This window comes from [Mycobacterium] manitobense (genome assembly GCF_025821665.1).
GTDB classification, from domain to species: domain Bacteria; phylum Actinomycetota; class Actinomycetes; order Mycobacteriales; family Mycobacteriaceae; genus Mycobacterium; species Mycobacterium arseniciresistens.
Genome location: NZ_JACKSJ010000062.1, coordinates 311,122 through 327,023, shown reverse-complemented (window position 1 = coordinate 327,023; position 15,902 = coordinate 311,122). Strand labels below are relative to the sequence as shown.

At 68.9% G+C, this 15,902-nt stretch carries 18 protein-coding genes; 12 read left to right on the top strand and 6 right to left on the bottom strand.

The genetic code is table 11. From position 1 onward, the window contains the following. The first annotated feature begins 116 nt into the window (after positions 1-116). The gene (locus H7I41_RS09010; protein WP_264012214.1) at positions 117-1,115 is read left to right on the top strand and encodes an NAD-dependent epimerase/dehydratase family protein; all 999 of its coding nucleotides are present in this window, start codon (positions 117-119) and stop codon (positions 1,113-1,115) included. 12 nt (positions 1,116-1,127) lie between these two features. Here H7I41_RS09010 and H7I41_RS09005 read toward each other — a convergent pair whose 3' ends face one another. Then, a complete protein-coding gene (locus H7I41_RS09005; protein ID WP_372503710.1) occupies positions 1,128-1,637 on the bottom strand; it encodes a nitroreductase/quinone reductase family protein in 510 nt (169 codons plus the stop codon). Between the two features lie 59 nt (positions 1,638-1,696). Between H7I41_RS09005 and H7I41_RS09000 the strand changes: the two genes are divergently transcribed. Beyond that, complete coding sequence (locus tag H7I41_RS09000) at positions 1,697-3,445, top strand: MOSC and FAD-binding oxidoreductase domain-containing protein (protein ID WP_264012213.1); 1,749 nt, start codon at positions 1,697-1,699, stop codon at positions 3,443-3,445. Between the two features lie 187 nt (positions 3,446-3,632). Then, the gene (locus tag H7I41_RS08995; protein WP_264012212.1) at positions 3,633-4,916 is read left to right on the top strand and encodes a hypothetical protein; all 1,284 of its coding nucleotides are present in this window, start codon (positions 3,633-3,635) and stop codon (positions 4,914-4,916) included. Here the strand turns inward: H7I41_RS08995 and H7I41_RS08990 are convergent. The 3 genes from H7I41_RS08990 to H7I41_RS08980 are packed head-to-tail and all read right to left on the bottom strand — an operon-like array spanning position 4,858 to position 6,664. Beyond that, a complete protein-coding gene (locus H7I41_RS08990) occupies positions 4,858-5,463 on the bottom strand; it encodes a hypothetical protein (RefSeq protein WP_264012211.1) in 606 nt (201 codons plus the stop codon). The two genes, H7I41_RS08995 and H7I41_RS08990, sit on opposite strands and share 59 nt — an antisense overlap. After that, entirely contained in the window at positions 5,460-6,029 is a 570-nt protein-coding gene (locus H7I41_RS08985) for a hypothetical protein (protein ID WP_264012210.1), read from the bottom strand. The genes H7I41_RS08990 and H7I41_RS08985 overlap by 4 nt, the downstream gene beginning before the upstream one ends. Then, entirely contained in the window at positions 6,026-6,664 is a 639-nt protein-coding gene (locus tag H7I41_RS08980; RefSeq protein WP_264012209.1) for a hypothetical protein, read from the bottom strand. Before H7I41_RS08980 ends, H7I41_RS08985 begins: the two co-directional genes overlap by 4 nt. A gap of 154 nt (positions 6,665-6,818) precedes the next feature. Between H7I41_RS08980 and H7I41_RS08975 the strand changes: the two genes are divergently transcribed. After that, entirely contained in the window at positions 6,819-7,406 is a 588-nt protein-coding gene (locus H7I41_RS08975) for a TetR/AcrR family transcriptional regulator (RefSeq protein WP_264012208.1), read from the top strand. 54 nt (positions 7,407-7,460) lie between these two features. Here the strand turns inward: H7I41_RS08975 and hisN are convergent, their stop codons facing one another. Further along, positions 7,461-8,249 (bottom strand): histidinol-phosphatase, encoded by a 789-nt coding sequence (gene hisN, locus H7I41_RS08970; RefSeq protein ID WP_264012207.1) that lies wholly within the window; start codon positions 8,247-8,249, stop codon positions 7,461-7,463. A gap of 23 nt (positions 8,250-8,272) precedes the next feature. On the opposite strand from hisN, the gene H7I41_RS08965 reads away from it, so the two are divergent. Continuing rightward, complete coding sequence (locus H7I41_RS08965; RefSeq protein WP_264012206.1) at positions 8,273-8,626, top strand: hypothetical protein; 354 nt, start codon at positions 8,273-8,275, stop codon at positions 8,624-8,626. Between the two features lie 4 nt (positions 8,627-8,630). On the opposite strand, the gene H7I41_RS08960 is transcribed toward H7I41_RS08965, so the two are convergent. Next, positions 8,631-10,001 (bottom strand): FAD-dependent oxidoreductase, encoded by a 1,371-nt coding sequence (locus H7I41_RS08960; RefSeq protein WP_264012205.1) that lies wholly within the window; start codon positions 9,999-10,001, stop codon positions 8,631-8,633. Between the two features lie 196 nt (positions 10,002-10,197). Between H7I41_RS08960 and prfB the strand changes: the two genes are divergently transcribed. From prfB to H7I41_RS08925, 7 genes are read left to right on the top strand one after another with little or no spacing between them, the layout of a single operon-like run. After that, a complete protein-coding gene (prfB, locus tag H7I41_RS08955; RefSeq protein WP_264012204.1) occupies positions 10,198-11,313 on the top strand; it encodes a peptide chain release factor 2 in 1,116 nt (371 codons plus the stop codon). After that, positions 11,303-12,283, top strand: coding sequence for a mechanosensitive ion channel family protein (locus tag H7I41_RS08950; protein ID WP_264012203.1), 981 nt, complete (start codon positions 11,303-11,305; stop codon positions 12,281-12,283). The genes prfB and H7I41_RS08950 overlap by 11 nt, the downstream gene beginning before the upstream one ends. Before the next feature lie 26 nt (positions 12,284-12,309). Beyond that, positions 12,310-12,807: an Rv3103c family proline-rich protein gene (locus H7I41_RS08945; RefSeq protein ID WP_264012269.1), complete on the top strand. Its 498-nt coding sequence runs from the start codon at positions 12,310-12,312 to the stop codon at positions 12,805-12,807. A 40-nt stretch (positions 12,808-12,847) separates the two neighbouring features. Then, a complete protein-coding gene (gene ftsE / locus H7I41_RS08940; RefSeq protein WP_264012268.1) occupies positions 12,848-13,537 on the top strand; it encodes a cell division ATP-binding protein FtsE in 690 nt (229 codons plus the stop codon). Then, entirely contained in the window at positions 13,538-14,434 is an 897-nt protein-coding gene (ftsX, locus tag H7I41_RS08935; protein ID WP_264012202.1) for a permease-like cell division protein FtsX, read from the top strand. Between the two features lie 2 nt (positions 14,435-14,436). Then, a complete protein-coding gene (gene smpB, locus H7I41_RS08930; RefSeq protein WP_264012201.1) occupies positions 14,437-14,931 on the top strand; it encodes an SsrA-binding protein SmpB in 495 nt (164 codons plus the stop codon). Beyond that, positions 14,928-15,785, top strand: a complete 858-nt coding sequence (locus H7I41_RS08925; RefSeq protein ID WP_264012267.1) for an EamA family transporter — start codon at positions 14,928-14,930, stop codon at positions 15,783-15,785. The genes smpB and H7I41_RS08925 overlap by 4 nt, the downstream gene beginning before the upstream one ends. Positions 15,786-15,902: the final 117 nt, after the last annotated feature.

Sequence of the window (15,902 nt, the reverse complement as noted above, 5' to 3'; positions counted from 1 at the left end):
GATCGCGATTCCGCTTCGAAGCGAAGTGTCATCATGGTCGGTGTGACGGCGACCCGTGTGCTCCAGTGTGCCGCGGGCTTCCCGAATCGCCTCGACGACACCTACCGGCGCGGCTGATGCTCTGCCTGGTCACCGGCGGCACCGGCTTCGTCGGGTCGCACACCGTGCGCGCGCTGCGCGCGGATGGACACGATGTGCGACTGCTTGTCCGTGACCGTGCGAAGGCCGAACGCGTCTACGGCACAGGATGTCCGGGTGATGTGATCATCGGCGATGCGACGGATCCGGCCGCGGTGGACACGGCGCTGAGCGGCGTCGAGGCCGTCGTGCACTGTGCGGCCGTCGTCGCGACGGACGTGTCCCCGCGAACCCACCGGGGCCGCGAGATGCACACCGTGAACGTGCGCTCGACCGAACTGGTGATCGGGGGAGCGGTGCACCGGGGTATTGACGCGATTGTGTATTTGTCCAGTCAGACAGCGTTGTTCACGCCGGGAGCGCCGATCGACGCGCGATCCGGACCCGCAGTGGCGCGCGGCGCCTATGCCCGGTCGAAGGCCGCGGGTGACAGCTACGTGCGGGCGCTGCAGGATGACGGCGCGCCCGTCACCACCCTGTATCCGCCCGGCGTCATCGGTCCGGACGACCCGGGCCTGTCCGAGGGCAACCGCGCGGTCCGGGGGTTCGTGTCCCAACTCGTGCCCGACACCACTTCGGGATACGAGGTCATCGACGTCCGGGACCTGGCCGCACTCATCAGCGCCTCCGCCTTCGATGGCCGCCCCGGACGCCGCGTCGTCAACGGCCACTTCCTGCGCTGGTGCGAACTCATCGCACTCTTCGACGACCTCACCGGACGCCGCGTCCGGCGAATGCGCCTCAACGGCGCCTTCCTGCGGGCACTCGGGCGCGCCGCCGACCGGGTGCCTCTGCACCTGCCGCTGTCGGCGGAGACGATGGAACTCGCAACGGCATGGCCGGCCACCTCCGCTCCGGGCACCGGGTCGCCTGGCCCCGCGCTTCGAGACGTGAGAAGCAGTTACGCCGATACGATCCGCTGGTTGCACCGAACCGGCCGCATCACCCGTCGGCAGGCAGGTGCGCTCGCCTCATGAACACGTTGCCTGTCAGCCGTTCTCCGCGGACGTCAATCTGAGGATCGGAATCCGTCGACCGATCAGCGCGGTCCTGGCCCGGTAGTCGGCGTATCCGCCGTAGTACCGCTCGGCCACGGCGAAGAGGCGGTCGTACTCTGCCGCATCGGTCACCTCACGGGCGGTGAAGGGCTGCCCGCCGAGCGTGCAGCGCGGGTGTGCGACGAGATTCCGGTACCAGGCCGGGTCGCGCTCGCCGCCGAAATTCGAGGCGATGGCGATGACGTCGTCGCCGTCGTGGAAGTAGGCGATCTGCACCGTCCGTCGCAGCCCGGTCCTGGCGCCCGTCGTCGTCAGCGGCGCAGACGGCACGCTGAACATCCCCGAATTCAGCCGTCCCCGCGACGCCCGGCTCAGCCAGACATCCGTCCGCGCCGCGACGTGACGGGCGAACAGCTGCCCCGCGGGGGACCGGCCGAACCGAACCATCAGACGAATCGGCCGTGTCGCCGGGCGGCCCGGATCGATGTACTTCAGCCCCACCGCCCGATGTTAACGGCGTTGCCCTGACGAGGAGCGGTCGATGGTCGAGAGTGGTCGGTATGGCGACGTTGATGTCGGTGAACGTCGGTCTGCCCAGGAATGTCGCCTGGAACGACCGAACCGTGTACACCGGCGCCTGGAAGCACCCCGTCACCGGTCCGCGCATGGTCCGGCGGCTGAACGTCGACGGGGACGGCCAGGGGGACCTCGGTGGGCACGGCGGCGAGAACCGCGCCGTGCTGGTCTACCAACTTGATGCGTACCGGCACTGGGCCGAGGAGTTCGGCCGAGACGACCTCGTGCCTGGGATGCTCGGTGAGAATCTCACCGTCGACGGGCTACCCGACGACGAGGTGTGCATCGGGGACCGCTTCGCGATCGGCGATGCGGTCTTCGAGGTCACCCAACCACGGGTCACCTGCTACCGGGCCGGCCTGCGCATCGGCGAGCCGAGGATGGCCGCGCTCCTGGTGTCACACCGTCGCCCCGGCTTCTACTGCCGGGTGATCACCGAGGGCGAAGTCGAGGCGGGCCAGGAGATCGTGAAGGTCGGCTCCGCCCCTGAGCAGGTCACGGTCGCCGAGATCGACGCACTGCTGTACCTGCCGGGCCATCCGCGCGACGAGCTGCACCGCGCCCTGCGCATCCCAGCACTGAGCCCGGGTTGGCGGACGTCGCTGCAGAGCCTGGCCGAACAGGGCGGCGCCGCGGGCAATGTCGGCCTCACGGCCGCAGCGGGCAGCCCGCCGCCGGCATGGGCCGGCTTCCGGCCGCTGAGTGTGCGCGCCGTCCACGACGAGAGCCGCCTCGTCCGTTCCATCACGCTCGCGGATCCCGATGGTGCGCCATTACCGGAATGGCTCCCCGGCCAGGCGATCACGCTGCGTCTGCCCACCGCGGACGGCTCCGTGATCCGCAACTATTCCCTGTCGAACCGAGCCGGTTCCGGCGAGTACCGGATAAGTGTCAAGCGCGAGCCGCACGGGGTCGCGAGCGGTCACCTGCACGCGCACGTCGCGACCGGCGATCTGGTCGACGTCGCCGCGCCCCGCGGAACATTCGTTCTCGCCGAGGGCGACACTCCGGTCATCCTGCTGTCAGCCGGAGTGGGCGCCACCCCGGTGCTCTCCATGCTGCATGCGCTCGCGGACGCGCAGTCGGCGCGGCCTGTCTGGTGGCTGCACGGAGCCCGCAACGGATCTGAGCATCCGTTCGCGCAGGAGAGTCGCGCGTTGCTCGAGCAGTTGCCGGGCAGCCACTCCCGGGTGTTCTTCAGCAGCCCGGCATCCGGCGACCGGGCCGGCGTCGACTACGACGTCCGGGGCCGCCTCTCATCCGAGGCCGTCGGCCGGATCGACCTGCCCAACGACGCCGACGCGTATCTCTGCGGGCCGGCGAGCTTCATGGCGGAGTTGGGCGCCGACCTCGTCGCCAGAGGCCTCGGTTCCGCCCGCGTTCGGACCGAGATATTCGGCGCCGCAGTGTCGCTCGCGCCCGGGATCGTCGCGGCGGCCGCACGTCGTCCCCATGTGCCCGAGGGGCCGCGCGGGCCTGGCCCGGCTGTCCAATTCGCCCGCAGCGGCATCTCGGCGCCGTGGGGTCCGCCGAGTACCAGCCTGCTCGAATTCGCCGAAGCCTGCGACGTCCCGACCCGGTGGTCGTGTCGCACGGGGGTGTGCCACAACTGCGAGACGCCGCTGCTCTCGGGATCTGTCAGCTACGACCCCGAACCCCTGGAGCCGCCCGCCGAGGGCAACGTCCTCATCTGCTGCGCACAACCCGTTGAGCCCGTGGTGGTCGATCTGTGATGAGCGGCGGTCCCACACCGGGGGAGCGTCACCCGGTGCGGTACCGACATACCCGAGGCATTCGGCCGATCCCCCGACCTTCGCCGATTCAACCCGTACCGCTGATTCATCGACGGCGCTCATCATGATGCGCCGCCATCACCGCCGAGGCAAGGCCCGGCATCGCCTGAGTCAGTACCATGAGATCGTGAGAACTGCGGGGGGTTTTCTGCGCGACGCTGTCAGCGTGATGGTCGACGCGATGCGGTTGCTCGGCCGGAACTGGCCGGTGCTCGTCTCGATTGCGCTGGTGGGCGTCGCCTTTCGCGGTGCAGCGCTCTGGGCGGCGGTCGAGGTCAGCGATCGGGTCAACTGGCTGGGACACGGCCTGGTCGTCTTCGCTCCACTCGGCTTCCTCGTCGCGATGATCGCCATGCTGCACGTGCTGCGCCACGACCTGCCGAACTCCGAACGGGTACTGGCGAGTGCGGCGCCGGCCGACGCCACGACGGGACGCGAACGTCGATTGGTCGACGTCGCAACATCGATGGTGGTGCCGTTCTTCGCCGTATACGTGGCGTACGGATTGCTCAGCCAGGACGTCGCGTACTTCACGAACCAGGCAGGCGTGGAGGAACTCGGCCAGACCGATTTCTATCGGACGGGCGCAGGAGCGGACTTCAGCCGCGTCTTCCTCAACGACTGGTGGCTCGTGGCCGGTCTCGTCGTCGCCGCCTGGGTACTGCGCTTCCTGCTCGGCAGCTTCGAGAAGCGCAGGCGATTCCTGGGATTGGCGATCATGGGCGCACTGGTCGAGGTGTATTGGTCGGCCAATGTCGCGGGCTACATCGAGGGGGAGAAGGCCGCGGCGCAGGAGTGGCTGCACAACCGGGTGGCTGTCGCGCAACTGGCTGAATTGTCCGACCGTGTCGTCGAGGGTCTCGGACCACTGGGGCATCCGCTGACGACGACCACCACCTGGCTGGGAGATGTGCTCGACTCGTTCGACGCGGTGGTGATCGTGCCGCTCGCCTGGCTCGCAGTCGGTGCCGTCGTGCTGGGTCATAAGCTGGCTCCACCGCCGGAATTCGAACACCCGTGGCTCTCGCGAGCCAAGCGTGTGCCGCCGCCGATCGTGCAGGCCGTCGGAGGGCTCACCGACGACGTCGCATCCCGGTTCGCTGCGCTGTTCCACGGCCTGCGCATGATGGCAAGAGCCGGCCTGGTGCCGATGCTGGTCTTCGGCCTGGCGACCATGCTCGCGATGCGCGCTCCGTATCTCATCAGTGCCGGTTGGCGGATCGTGGTCGGGCCCGTCGACAGCGACACCTATGTGCTGTGGGCGCCGATCGAAGGAGCGATCGAGAACGCCGCGATGTTGGTCCTGATGGCCGTGCTGCTCGCCGCGGCCGTCGACCGGGTGCTCGGCGCGGTCAGTTCACCCGCACCACAAGATGATCCGGCTCTTCCCACCACATCAGGACCTCGGTGATCCTCGCCGAGCGCGGCACCAGCACGACCGGCCGGGTGGTCCAGCCCGGTGGTCTGTGCTCACCGGGTGTGGCGGCCCGCGGTCGTCCCGGCGTGAGCGCGGGTCGCGGTCCGACACGCTGTCCGGGGAGGCACGGCCAGTCGTCCTGACCGAGGGAGTCGGCGGTGGATCGGTATTCGTAGCGGTTGCCGTCCTCGTCGCGCAGCGCCAGCAGGCAGCCGTGCAGCACCTGATCGGGCGCGGCCTCGAAGTGCAGAGTGACCTGCCACGCGGTGAGATCCGACGGCAGGCCGGCGTCCGCGGGATCGCCGGCCGGTTCGACGGCGGTGAGTTTGACTCGGAGAGTCCGGGTTCCGCGGCCCGCGGAGTCGTCGAATGAGTCGGTCCAGGTGACCCACTCACCGGGCACTCCGGTCGCGGCCGCGCGGCGCAGGTCGTTCTCCCACCAATAGTTCTGTACGCGTTGTGTATTCGCACCGACGGCGAGTACCGCGGCGGCGGGCAGCGCGAGCAGGCCCCATCGGTTCCTCCTGAGCCAATCGGTCACGACGCGACGATCCCGGGCTCTGTGATCTCCATCGTCTCGTCGGTGTGCCACAGTTCTGCCGCTTCGTCGCGGTCGATGCCGAGGTCGACCTCCGCCACGTCGTCGCGCCTGTCGTCCTTGGTGTTTCGCGCCCACCTGAGCATCGCTCCCGCCAGCGCGTCCTCCGGGATCTCGAACGGAATCCGCACCCGCCACCGCACCCCTGTCGGCGCGGGGACCCAGGCGTAACCCGACCGGGGGTCGGCGGAGAACGTGCGGCCGCGGGCGTCGTGCAACCACACGCCCGGGGTGGCGAGCGGGCGCCCCCGGGCGACCACCGTCGCATCCACCACCAACCATCTGCCCGGACTTCCCAGGCGGCGGGAACCGTTGTCCACCCGCCTGGCGATGTGGACGGCATCGACCGTGATGTCGGCGTATGCCAGCCGGACCCGGTCACCGACGCCGCCGGAATGCTCGAACGGGCGGGTGTCGGTGACCGCAGGCACCACGGTGTCGATCGCGCGCCCGAGTGCGAGTGCCGCCACGACCGCGACGCCGACACCGATTCGCGCCGTGCGACTCACGCCGGTTCCGTCGTGCCGTCGACCACCGGCAGCGTCACCGTCGCGGCCTCGTCGGGGTCCTCCCACTCGAGCACGTCCGGCGAGACGGACCCACCGCGCAGGGTCAACTCGGCCAGTCCGAGCGGCAAGCGGTCCGGCACCGCTCCGCCGAACTCCCACACGATCGCCAGACGGTAGGTCAACCCGGGACTGAGCACGTTGACCACGGTGTCGGTGTCGGCGTCATACAGCGTCGCGGTGCGCGGGGCCAACCGGTCGTCGAGCACGACGACGTTGCGGTCCCGGAACGACTCCGCCCGGGAAAGTGGAAGCAGCAGAAGACTGCGGACCGATCGCCCACTGAGGTTGCGCGCGTCGAGCAACACGACCATCAGGTGGTGCCCGGCGGTGAGAGGCCGGAGGACGCCGGCGATCTCGTCGACGGCGACAGCCCGCTTCCATGTCAGGGCGAACGGCTGCACGGTCACCTCGCTGCCCGGGTTCACGACGTCGACCCGCTCGGCGAGCGGGACGTGATCCAGGCCGCCGAAGAGACCCGACACACCCAGCAGTGCAGCGGCGACCGGCCCGCCGATCCGCGTCGCCGGACTGCCCCGAAACCACCCCGCAACGGCTTCGGAGCGTCTGTGCGCCATGGTCGATCGCCACATCCAGGCTCAGCCTTCCGGTAAAATGAACCATGTTCATATTGCCGTCGCCCACACGGTTCCGTCAACACGGGCGGGATCGCACGCTTGACCGTCCGCGACCGGGTGGGTGAAAATCCCCCGATCTCGAGGAGGGGTCGACGTGCAGACTCGATGGGGCGACCGGACGGCGCGGCGGAGCGACATCGTTCGCGCAGGCCTCATGCTGCTCGAGGAGCAGGGCCTCGAGGCGCTACAGATGCGAGAAGTGGCCCGGCGCGCGGGAATTGCGCTCGGCACCGTCTACACGTACTTCCCCACCAAGGAGTCGCTGTACTCGGCGATGTACACGCACCGGTTGACCGGTTTCCTCTCCGACGTCCGCGCGGAGCTCGACGCGACGAACGACTTCGAGACGATCTTCGTCGCCGTCGCGTCGCGTTACCGCGACATGTACGTCGAATTCGGTCGCGACCTGGACATCCTCTCGCTGACCCGCGACGAGTCACCCGTCGACGAGGAACTCCTGACCGCGGCCGGCGACGTGTGGGCGGCGCTGCGTGACGTCGTCGAGGCCGCAGGCGCACGGGACCCGGATCTGTCCCTGGCGGCGCTGTGGTCGACGATCACCGGGCTGGCCAACCAGTTCACCACCGTCCGGCACGAACTGCACCGGTTCACCTGGGACGAGACCGTGCGCTACACCGCCCGCCTGATGGCCCGAGGCCTGGCCGACGAACGCCGAGTGTGAATCCACGGCGAGAATCCGGCCCGAAAGTCGCCGAGGTTTCACACTCGGCGACCGTCAGTCGCGCAGTGCCGCCAGCACCGCGCCGTGCAGCAGGCCGTTGGTGGCCACGGCGCTTCCCGCGTGTGGTCCCGCGGTGCCGTCGAGACCGGTGAACGAACCGCCCGCCTCACGCACGAGGATGTCGAGCGCGGCCAGGTCCCACAGCGAGACCTCGGGTTCCGCCGCGATGTCGACGGCGCCCTCGGCGAGCAGGCAGTACGAGAAGAAGTCGCCGTAGCCGCGCACCCGCCACACGGCGTCGGTCAGGCCGATGAACCGGTCGCGCAGACCGAGATCGGCCCAGCCGGACAGGCTGGAGAACGACAGGCTGGCGGCCGCCACGTCACCGACCGACGACACCGACAACCGGCGCGCCGGTCCGCCCGCCACCGACAGGTGGGCGCCCGCGCCCGCCGCCGCCCACCACCGGCGCTGCAGCGCCGGTGCGCTCACCACGCCGACGACGGGCACACCGTCGTGCAACAGGGAGATCAGCGTGGCCCACACCGGTACGCCGCGGACGAAGTTCTTGGTGCCGTCGATGGGGTCGATCACCCACTGCCGTCCGGTGAAGACCGCCGAACCGCCGAACTCCTCGCCCAGCACCGCATCGCCCGGCCGCTCGGCGGACAACGTGTCGCGCAGCGCCGCCTCCACGGAGCGGTCGGCGTCGGTCACCGGGGTCAGGTCGGGTTTGGTGTCGACATGCAGGTCCATCGCGCCGAAGCGCTCCACGGTCACCGCGTCGGCCTGGTCGGCAAGCCGCAGAGCCAGCGTCAGATCGTCAGGAGGAGCCGCGGTCATGGCAGCAGTCCTACCATGGCCGGGTGTGGGAATTCGGAATCCTGTTGCTCATGGTCGGTGCGCTCGCGTTGTTGATCGGGCCGATGATCATGCGGCGGCGCGGGATGAAGGGTGAACTGGCTCAGGGCACGCTGCTGGTGACGGGCGTCAGCCCGCGCCCGGACGCGACGGGCGAGCAGTTCGTCACGATCACCGGCGTGATCAACGGGCCCACGGTCAACGAGCACGTCGTCTACCAGCGGATGGCGGTCGACGTCGAGCAGTGGCCGGCGATGGGTCAACTCATCCCGGTGGTGTACTCGACGAAGAACCCGGACAAGTGGGGCTTCGGCTCGGACGAGGCGCCGCCACCGCCCCCGCCGCAGACCTACTCCTGAACGCTCAGCCGTGGCCGATACGCAACAGTTCGGCCACGCTGGTGAGCTTCCTGCGCGGCCGGCCCGCCGACTCGCCCGTCGTGCGCTCGTGTTCGTCGATCAGTCGCCAGTGGTCGTCGGTGACCAGCTTCGGCTGCCGCGACAGCAGCCACTCGACCAGCTGCTCGGAGTGGTCGGCGTCGAAGTCGGCGAGCTGCGCACCGGACAGGTCGGCGAGCAGCGTGTCGACCGTCGCCTGTGAGTCCTTCTTGTTGCTGCCGATGACGCCCGACGGTCCCCGCTTGATCCAGCCGACGACGTACTCGTTGCGCCTGCCGTCGACGCGGCCGTCGGTGTGCGGGATGGTGCCGGTCTTCTCGTCGAACGGCAGGCCCGGGGTGGCCACCCCGCGGTAACCCACCGCCCGCACCACCAGCTGGGCGGGCAGTTCCTCGCGTTCACCGGTGTCCCTGGCCACGATGCGGCCGTTCTCCTCGACCAGCTCGTTGCGTCCGAGCACGATCGACTCGACGTGCTCGTCGCCTTTGATCTCGATCGGGGAGGTGCCGAACCGGAACACGATGCGACGCTTGGCGCCGGCAGGCTCGCGGTCGGCGTAGCCGCGCAACACCTTGATGTTCTGTTTGACGGTCTTGCCCGCGGCTTCGAGGTCCTCGTCGGTGATGCCGGCGAAATCGGCCGGGTCGACGATCACGTCGACGTCGCCGAGACCCTCTAGCGCACCGAGCTCGCGCAGTTCCAGCGTGGTGAACGTGGCCTGCAGCGGCCCGCGCCTGCCGATGACGACGACCTCCTCGACACCGCGGGCGTGCAGCGAGTCCAGCGCGTGGTCGGCGATGTCGGTGTTGGCGAGCACGTCGGGGTCGGTGACCAGGATGCGGGCCACGTCGAGGGCGACGTTGCCGTTGCCCACGACGATCGCGCGTCCCGTCGACAGGTCAGGGCCCATCTGCTCGAAGTGCGGGTGGGCGTTGTACCAGCCGACGAAGTCCACCGCGGCGACGCTTCCCGGGATGTCCTCACCGGGAATGCCGAGCGACCGGTCGGACTGGGCGCCGACGGCGTAGACCACGGCGTCGTACCGCTCGGTCAGCTCGTCGGCCTGCACGTGCTCACCGACGGCGATGTTGCCGAAGAACCGGAACCGCGGATCGCCGGAGGTCTTGTCGAACTGGGCGCTGATCGACTTGATCTTCGGGTGATCCGGCGCGACGCCGGACCGCACCAGTCCCCACGGTGTCGGGAGCATCTCGAGCATGTCGACCCGCACATCGGGGGCGTCGTCGAGATCGGCGGCTTTGAGCAGTGACGCGGCGGCGAAGTAACCGGATGGACCGGAGCCGACGATCGCCACGTGATAGGGGCGCTTCTGCATGGGCAGCCTTCTGTCGCTTGCCCGGTCACCCGCGAGGGGCTGTCACGGCGCGGCCGGGCTGGTAACCGCCATCGATGCTAGCCGGGTGACCCGCCGCGTCGCGGGAAGTCGCGGAGAACCGGTGCGGCGGGCGGCGGGGCGGTCCCCGGCGGGCGGCAGGCGGGAATCCGCCCGCTGACCGGTACCCTCGACTTTCGTGGATCCCGACCGTCAAGCCGACCTCGCCGCCCTCGACACCACGCTGACCACGGTGGAGCGGGTGCTCGACATCGACGGTCTGCGTGCCCGGATCGACAAGCTCGAGAACGAGGCGTCGGACCCGACCCTGTGGGACGACCAGGCCCATGCCCAGCAGGTGACCAGCGAGCTGTCGCACGCCCAGAACGAACTGCGCCGGGTCGAGGAACTGCGCCAGCGCCTCGACGACCTGCCGATCCTCTACGAACTCGCATCGGAGGAAGAAGGGGCGAGCGGTTCGGAGGCCGCGGTCGAAGCCGATGTCGAGCGCGCCAAGCTGCGCGAGGACATCGCGGCGATGGAGGTCCGCACGCTGCTGTCCGGCGAGTACGACGAACGTGAGGCCCTGGTGACCATCAGGTCCGGCGCGGGCGGCGTCGACGCCGCCGACTGGGCCGAGATGCTGATGCGGATGTACATCCGCTGGGCCGAACAGCACTCCTACGGCGTCGAGGTGTTCGACACCTCCTACGCCGAGGAGGCCGGCATCAAGAGCGCCACCTTCGCCGTGCACGCGCCGTTCGCATACGGGACGTTGTCGGTCGAACAGGGCACCCACCGGCTGGTGCGGATCAGCCCGTTCGACAACCAGGGCCGCCGTCAGACGTCCTTTGCCGAGGTCGAGGTGCTGCCCGTCACCGAGACCACCGACCACATCGACATCCCCGAGGGCGACGTGCGCGTCGACGTCTACCGCTCCAGCGGTCCCGGCGGGCAGTCGGTGAACACGACGGACTCGGCCGTCCGGCTCACCCACATCCCGACCGGAATCGTCGTCACCTGCCAGAACGAGAAATCGCAGCTGCAGAACAAGATTTCGGCGATGCGAGTGCTCCAGGCGAAACTGCTGGAACGCAAACGCCGCGAAGAACGTGCTGAGATGGACGCGCTGAAGGGCGACGGCGGAAGTTCGTGGGGCAACCAGATGCGCTCCTACGTGCTGCACCCGTACCAGATGGTGAAGGATCTGCGCACCGACTTCGAGGTCGGCAATCCGGCCACCGTGCTCGACGGCGACATCGACGGGTTCCTGGAGGCGGGAATCCGCTGGCGCAACAGGAAAGATGACGATTAACTCGCTACTCGCAGTATCGACGTCAGAACGCTGGTCCGGCTTCTGGCAGGGCGATATCGGTCGGTGGATCCTCACCAACGGCATCCACATCGCGCTGCTGCTGATAGCAGGACTGCTGGCCGCGCGCTTCATCAACTGGGTCGCTCAGCGCATCAGCCGCCGCATCGACGCCGAGTATCAGGAGAGCGACCAGCTGGTGCGCTCGGAGAGCGCCAAACACCGCCAGGCCGTCGCCTCGGTGATTTCGTGGGTTTCGATCGCGATCCTGTTTGTGGTGGTCGCGGTCGAGATCACCGATGCGCTGGCGATCCCGGTCGGGTCCCTGGTCGCCCCCGCGGCGGTGCTCGGCGCCGCGCTGGGTTTCGGCGCCCAGCGGATAGTCCAGGATCTGCTGGCCGGCTTCTTCATCATCACCGAGAAGCAGTACGGCTTCGGTGACCTCGTCGCCCTGACGGTCGCCGGTATCGCGATGCCCGCCGAGGGCACCGTCGAGGATGTCACGCTGCGCGTCACCAAGATGCGGTCCGCCGAGGGCGAGATGCTCACCATCCCCAACGGCCAGATCGTCAAGACGGTGAACCTGTCGAAGGACTGGGCACGCGCGGTGATCGACGTGCCGGTGCCTGCGGCGGCCGATCTGAACAAGGTCAACGACCTACTGCACGAGGTGGCGCAGAAGGCGATGGAGGACGAGGGTCTGCGCCAGTTGGTGCTCGACGCACCGCAGCTGATGGGCGTGGAGAGCATCGAACTCGACACGGTGAACCTGCGGATGGTGGCCCGCACACTGCCGGGCAAGCAGTTCGAGGTCGGCAGGCGGCTCCGGGTCCTGGTGATCGCCGCGCTACGACGCGCGGGTGTCGTGACTCCGGGTGACGGCGGCGCGACCCCGACCGTCGGCGCGATCGTGCACCCCGCCACGGCAGGTGGTGCCGAAGAGAGCCAGGGCCCCGTGGAGCAGAAGAAGTGAAGCCGGCCGAATTCTTCCGCGCGGTGCTGCGTCCCCGCGCGGCCGCGCGGAAGGTCGGTCAGGGCTGGCCGGGATACCTCTTCGGCGGCCGCGTGCGCACCTCGACAGCGGCGTTGCTGCTGGCGTTCTTCGCGCTGACCTGGGTGCAGCAGAGCTTCGAGCCGGAGCCGGCGCCACCGCCCGCCGCCGTCGTGCCCCCGGGCTTCGTCCCCGATCCGGAGTACACCTGGGTGCCGCGCACCCAGGTGCAGGAGCCGACCACCCCGCGCCGCACCACCACCACGACCACCACCACGCCGACGACGCCCACCGAGACGACGACCACCGACCCGAGCGCCACCACCACGACGCCCACCTCGCCGAGCTCGACGACGCCGCAGACCACGGTCGTCGACCCCGACGGCCCGGGCCCGCTGCCGCCGCAGACGCAGACGGTGCAGTCGTTCCCGCCCCTCACGCCGACGGCGACCGCACCGTTGGACGGGCCGGGACCGGTGCCGACGACGCCCGCGCCGCCGCGGTAGCCCGGCCGGGTCTGCCGCACCGCTACACTGGCGTGCCGTGATGATCACCCTCGACCGTGTGAGCAAGCAGTACAAGTCCTCGGCCCGTCCGGCGCTGGACAATGTCTCTCTCAAGATCGACAAGGGTGAGTTCGTCTTCCTGATCGGGCCATCGGGTTCGGGCAAGTCGACGTTCATGCGGCTGCTGCTCGCCGAGGAGTCACCGTCGACCGGCGACATCCGGGTGTCGAAGTTCCATGTGAACAAATTGCCCGGTCGCCACATCCCGGGGCTGCGGCAGGTGCTCGGCTGCGTCTTCCAGGACTTCCGGCTGCTGCAGCAGAAGACGGTGTTCGAGAACGTCGCATTCGCGCTCGAGGTCATCGGCAAGCGGGGCGACGTCATCAACCGTGTCGTGCCCGATGTGCTCGAGATGGTCGGGTTGTCGGGCAAGGCGAACCGGCTTCCCAACGAACTCTCCGGTGGTGAGCAGCAGCGGGTGGCGATCGCCCGCGCGTTCGTGAACCGGCCGCTGGTGCTGCTCGCCGACGAGCCCACCGGAAACCTCGACCCGGACACCAGCAAGGACATCATGGACCTGCTCGAGCGGATCAACCGCACGGGCACGACGGTGCTGATGGCCACCCACGACCACCACATCGTCGACTCGATGCGCCAGCGCGTCATCGAACTCGAACTCGGCCGCCTGATTCGCGACGAACAGCGCGGCGTCTACGGAATGGACCGCTAAGTGCGCTTCGGCTTCCTCATCAACGAGGTCCTCACCGGCCTTCGTCGCAACGTCACCATGACGGTGGCGATGATCCTCACCACGGCGATCTCGATCGGCCTGTTCGGCGGCGGCCTGCTGGTGATCCGGCTGGCCGACCAGTCCCGGGAGATCTACCTCGACCGGGTGGAGAGCCAGGTCTTCCTGACGCCGGAGGTGTCGGCGGGTGATCCCAGTTGCGACGCCGACCCGTGCCGGGCGCTGCGGGCGAAGATCGAGGAGCGCGACGACGTCGCGTCGGTGCGCTTCCTCAACCGCGACCAGGCCTACGACGACGCGATCAAGAAGTTCCCGCAGTACAAGGAGGTCGCGGGGCGGGACGCGTTCCCCGCGTCGTTCGTCGTCAAGCTGACCAACCCGGAGGAGCATCAAGGCTTCGACGAGTCCATGGTGGGCCAGGCCGGCGTGCTCAACGTGCTCAACCAGAAGGATCTGATCGACCGGCTCTTCGCCGTCCTCGACGGCATCAGCAACGCCGCGTTCGCGATCGCGCTGGTGCAGGCCGTCGGCGCGGTGCTGCTGATCGCGAACATGGTTCAGGTTGCCGCCTATACGCGGCGCACCGAGATCGGCATCATGCGACTGGTCGGCGCCACCCGCTGGTACACGCAGCTGCCCTTCCTCGTGGAGGCCATGCTCGCCGCGTTCATCGGCGTGGTGCTCGCGATCGTCGGGCTCATCCTGGTGCGCGCGCTGTTCCTCGAGGACGCGCTCGACCAGTTCTATCAGGCGAATCTCATCGCGAAGGTCGACTTCAAGGACGTCGTCTACTACTGCGCGCCGTGGATGCTCGGCCTCGGTCTGACCATGTCGGGCATCACCGCCTACATCACGCTGCGCCTGTACGTGCGGAGGTAGCGATGGCCAAAAAGGCTCAGCAGGCCGAGAAATCCAACAACAAGGTGGTCGCCACGAATCGGCGTGCGCGGCACAACTACTCGATCCTGGAGACGTACGAGGCAGGCGTCGCCCTGATGGGCACCGAGGTCAAGAGCCTGCGCGACGGCACGGCATCGCTGGCCGACGCGTTCGCCACCGTCGACGACGGCGAGATCTGGCTGCGCAATCTGCACATCCCGGAGTATCACCACGGCAGCTGGACCAACCACACGCCGCGGCGTAACCGCAAGCTGCTGTTGCACCGCAGCCAGATCGACACCTTGATCGGCAAGATCCGTGACGGCAACCTCACGCTGGTGCCGCTGTCGCTGTACTTCACCGACGGCAAGGTCAAGGTGGAGTTGGCGCTGGCACGCGGCAAGCAGGCCCACGACAAGCGGCAGGACATCGCCAAGCGCGACGCCGCCCGCGAGGTCGTGCGCGAACTGGGCCGGCGGGCCAAGGGCATGTCCTGACCGGGCCGCTCGAGGGTCCGTCTTTCGCACTGGCATCGGGTCTGGCCTATGGGGTCAGCGACTTCGTCGGCGGCATCGCCTCGCGCAAGGTCGCGGCGCTGCGGGTGGTGCTGGTGTCCTATCCCGTCGCGATGGTGCTGCTGGCGGTGCTCGCGCTCGTCGTGGGCGGCGACATCTCCCGTGGAGCGGTGGTCTGGGGCGCGCTCTGCGGGGTGTCGCAGGCATTCGGGGTGTGGTGGTTCTACGCCGCGCTCGGGTCGGGTCCCATCTCGGTGGTCTCCCCGCTGACGGCGGTGATCGTCGCCGGTGTGCCGGTCGGTGTCGGCCTCGCGCTGGGGGAGCGGCCCGGTGCCGTCGCGACTGCGGGTGTCGCGCTCGCACTGGTGGCCGTGGTGCTGGTGAGCAGGCAGTCGTCTTCCCCCGACGCGGCGGCGCTGCCGTTCACCCCGAAGGTCGCGTGGCTGACGCTCGGTTCCGGCGTCGCGTTCGGCCTGAACTTCGTCCTGATCGACCAGGCGCCCGCCGAAGCGGGACTGTGGCCGTTGGTGTTCGCGCGGGTCACCGCGACGGTGCTGGTGCTGGTGATCGCGGTGGTGAGCAGGAACCTGCGGGCCCCGACGGGCACTCCGCTGCGGCTGGCGTTGCTGGCGGGTGTGCTCGACACCGGGGCCAACGTGGCGATGCTGCTGGCGTTGCAGGCCTCGCTGCTGTCACTGGCCGGGGTGCTGATGTCGCTGTATCCGGCGGCGACGATGGTTCTGGCCATCGTCGTGCTGCGGGAACGCGTCACCCGCTGGCAGGTGGTCGGCATGGTGGCGGCGCTGGCCGCGGTCGCGATGATCGCCGGCGGCTGAGAATTCCTTCAGTCGCCGTTTCAGTTAGCTGCGTTGTGGAACGGCGCAACGCCCGGTAGGCCATCATGGGGCGAGATAGGTTTCATGACCTGTATGAGGGGAGGGGGCGGTCGCGGT

Bases quoted from the DNA above. Each gene is read 5' to 3' on its own strand.
- H7I41_RS09010 (WP_264012214.1), top strand. From the start codon at position 117: ATGCTCTGCCTGGTCACCGGCGGCACCGGCTTCGTCGGGTCGCACACC.
- H7I41_RS09000 (WP_264012213.1), top strand. From the start codon at position 1,697: ATGGCGACGTTGATGTCGGTGAACGTCGGTCTGCCCAGGAATGTCGCC.
- H7I41_RS08980 (WP_264012209.1), bottom strand. From the start codon at position 6,664: ATGGCGCACAGACGCTCCGAAGCCGTTGCGGGGTGGTTTCGGGGCAGT.
- hisN (WP_264012207.1), bottom strand. From the start codon at position 8,249: ATGACCGCGGCTCCTCCTGACGATCTGACGCTGGCTCTGCGGCTTGCC.
- H7I41_RS08960 (WP_264012205.1), bottom strand. From the start codon at position 10,001: ATGCAGAAGCGCCCCTATCACGTGGCGATCGTCGGCTCCGGTCCATCC.
- H7I41_RS08950 (WP_264012203.1), top strand. From the start codon at position 11,303: ATGACGATTAACTCGCTACTCGCAGTATCGACGTCAGAACGCTGGTCC.
- ftsE (WP_264012268.1), top strand. From the start codon at position 12,848: ATGATCACCCTCGACCGTGTGAGCAAGCAGTACAAGTCCTCGGCCCGT.
- smpB (WP_264012201.1), top strand. From the start codon at position 14,437: ATGGCCAAAAAGGCTCAGCAGGCCGAGAAATCCAACAACAAGGTGGTC.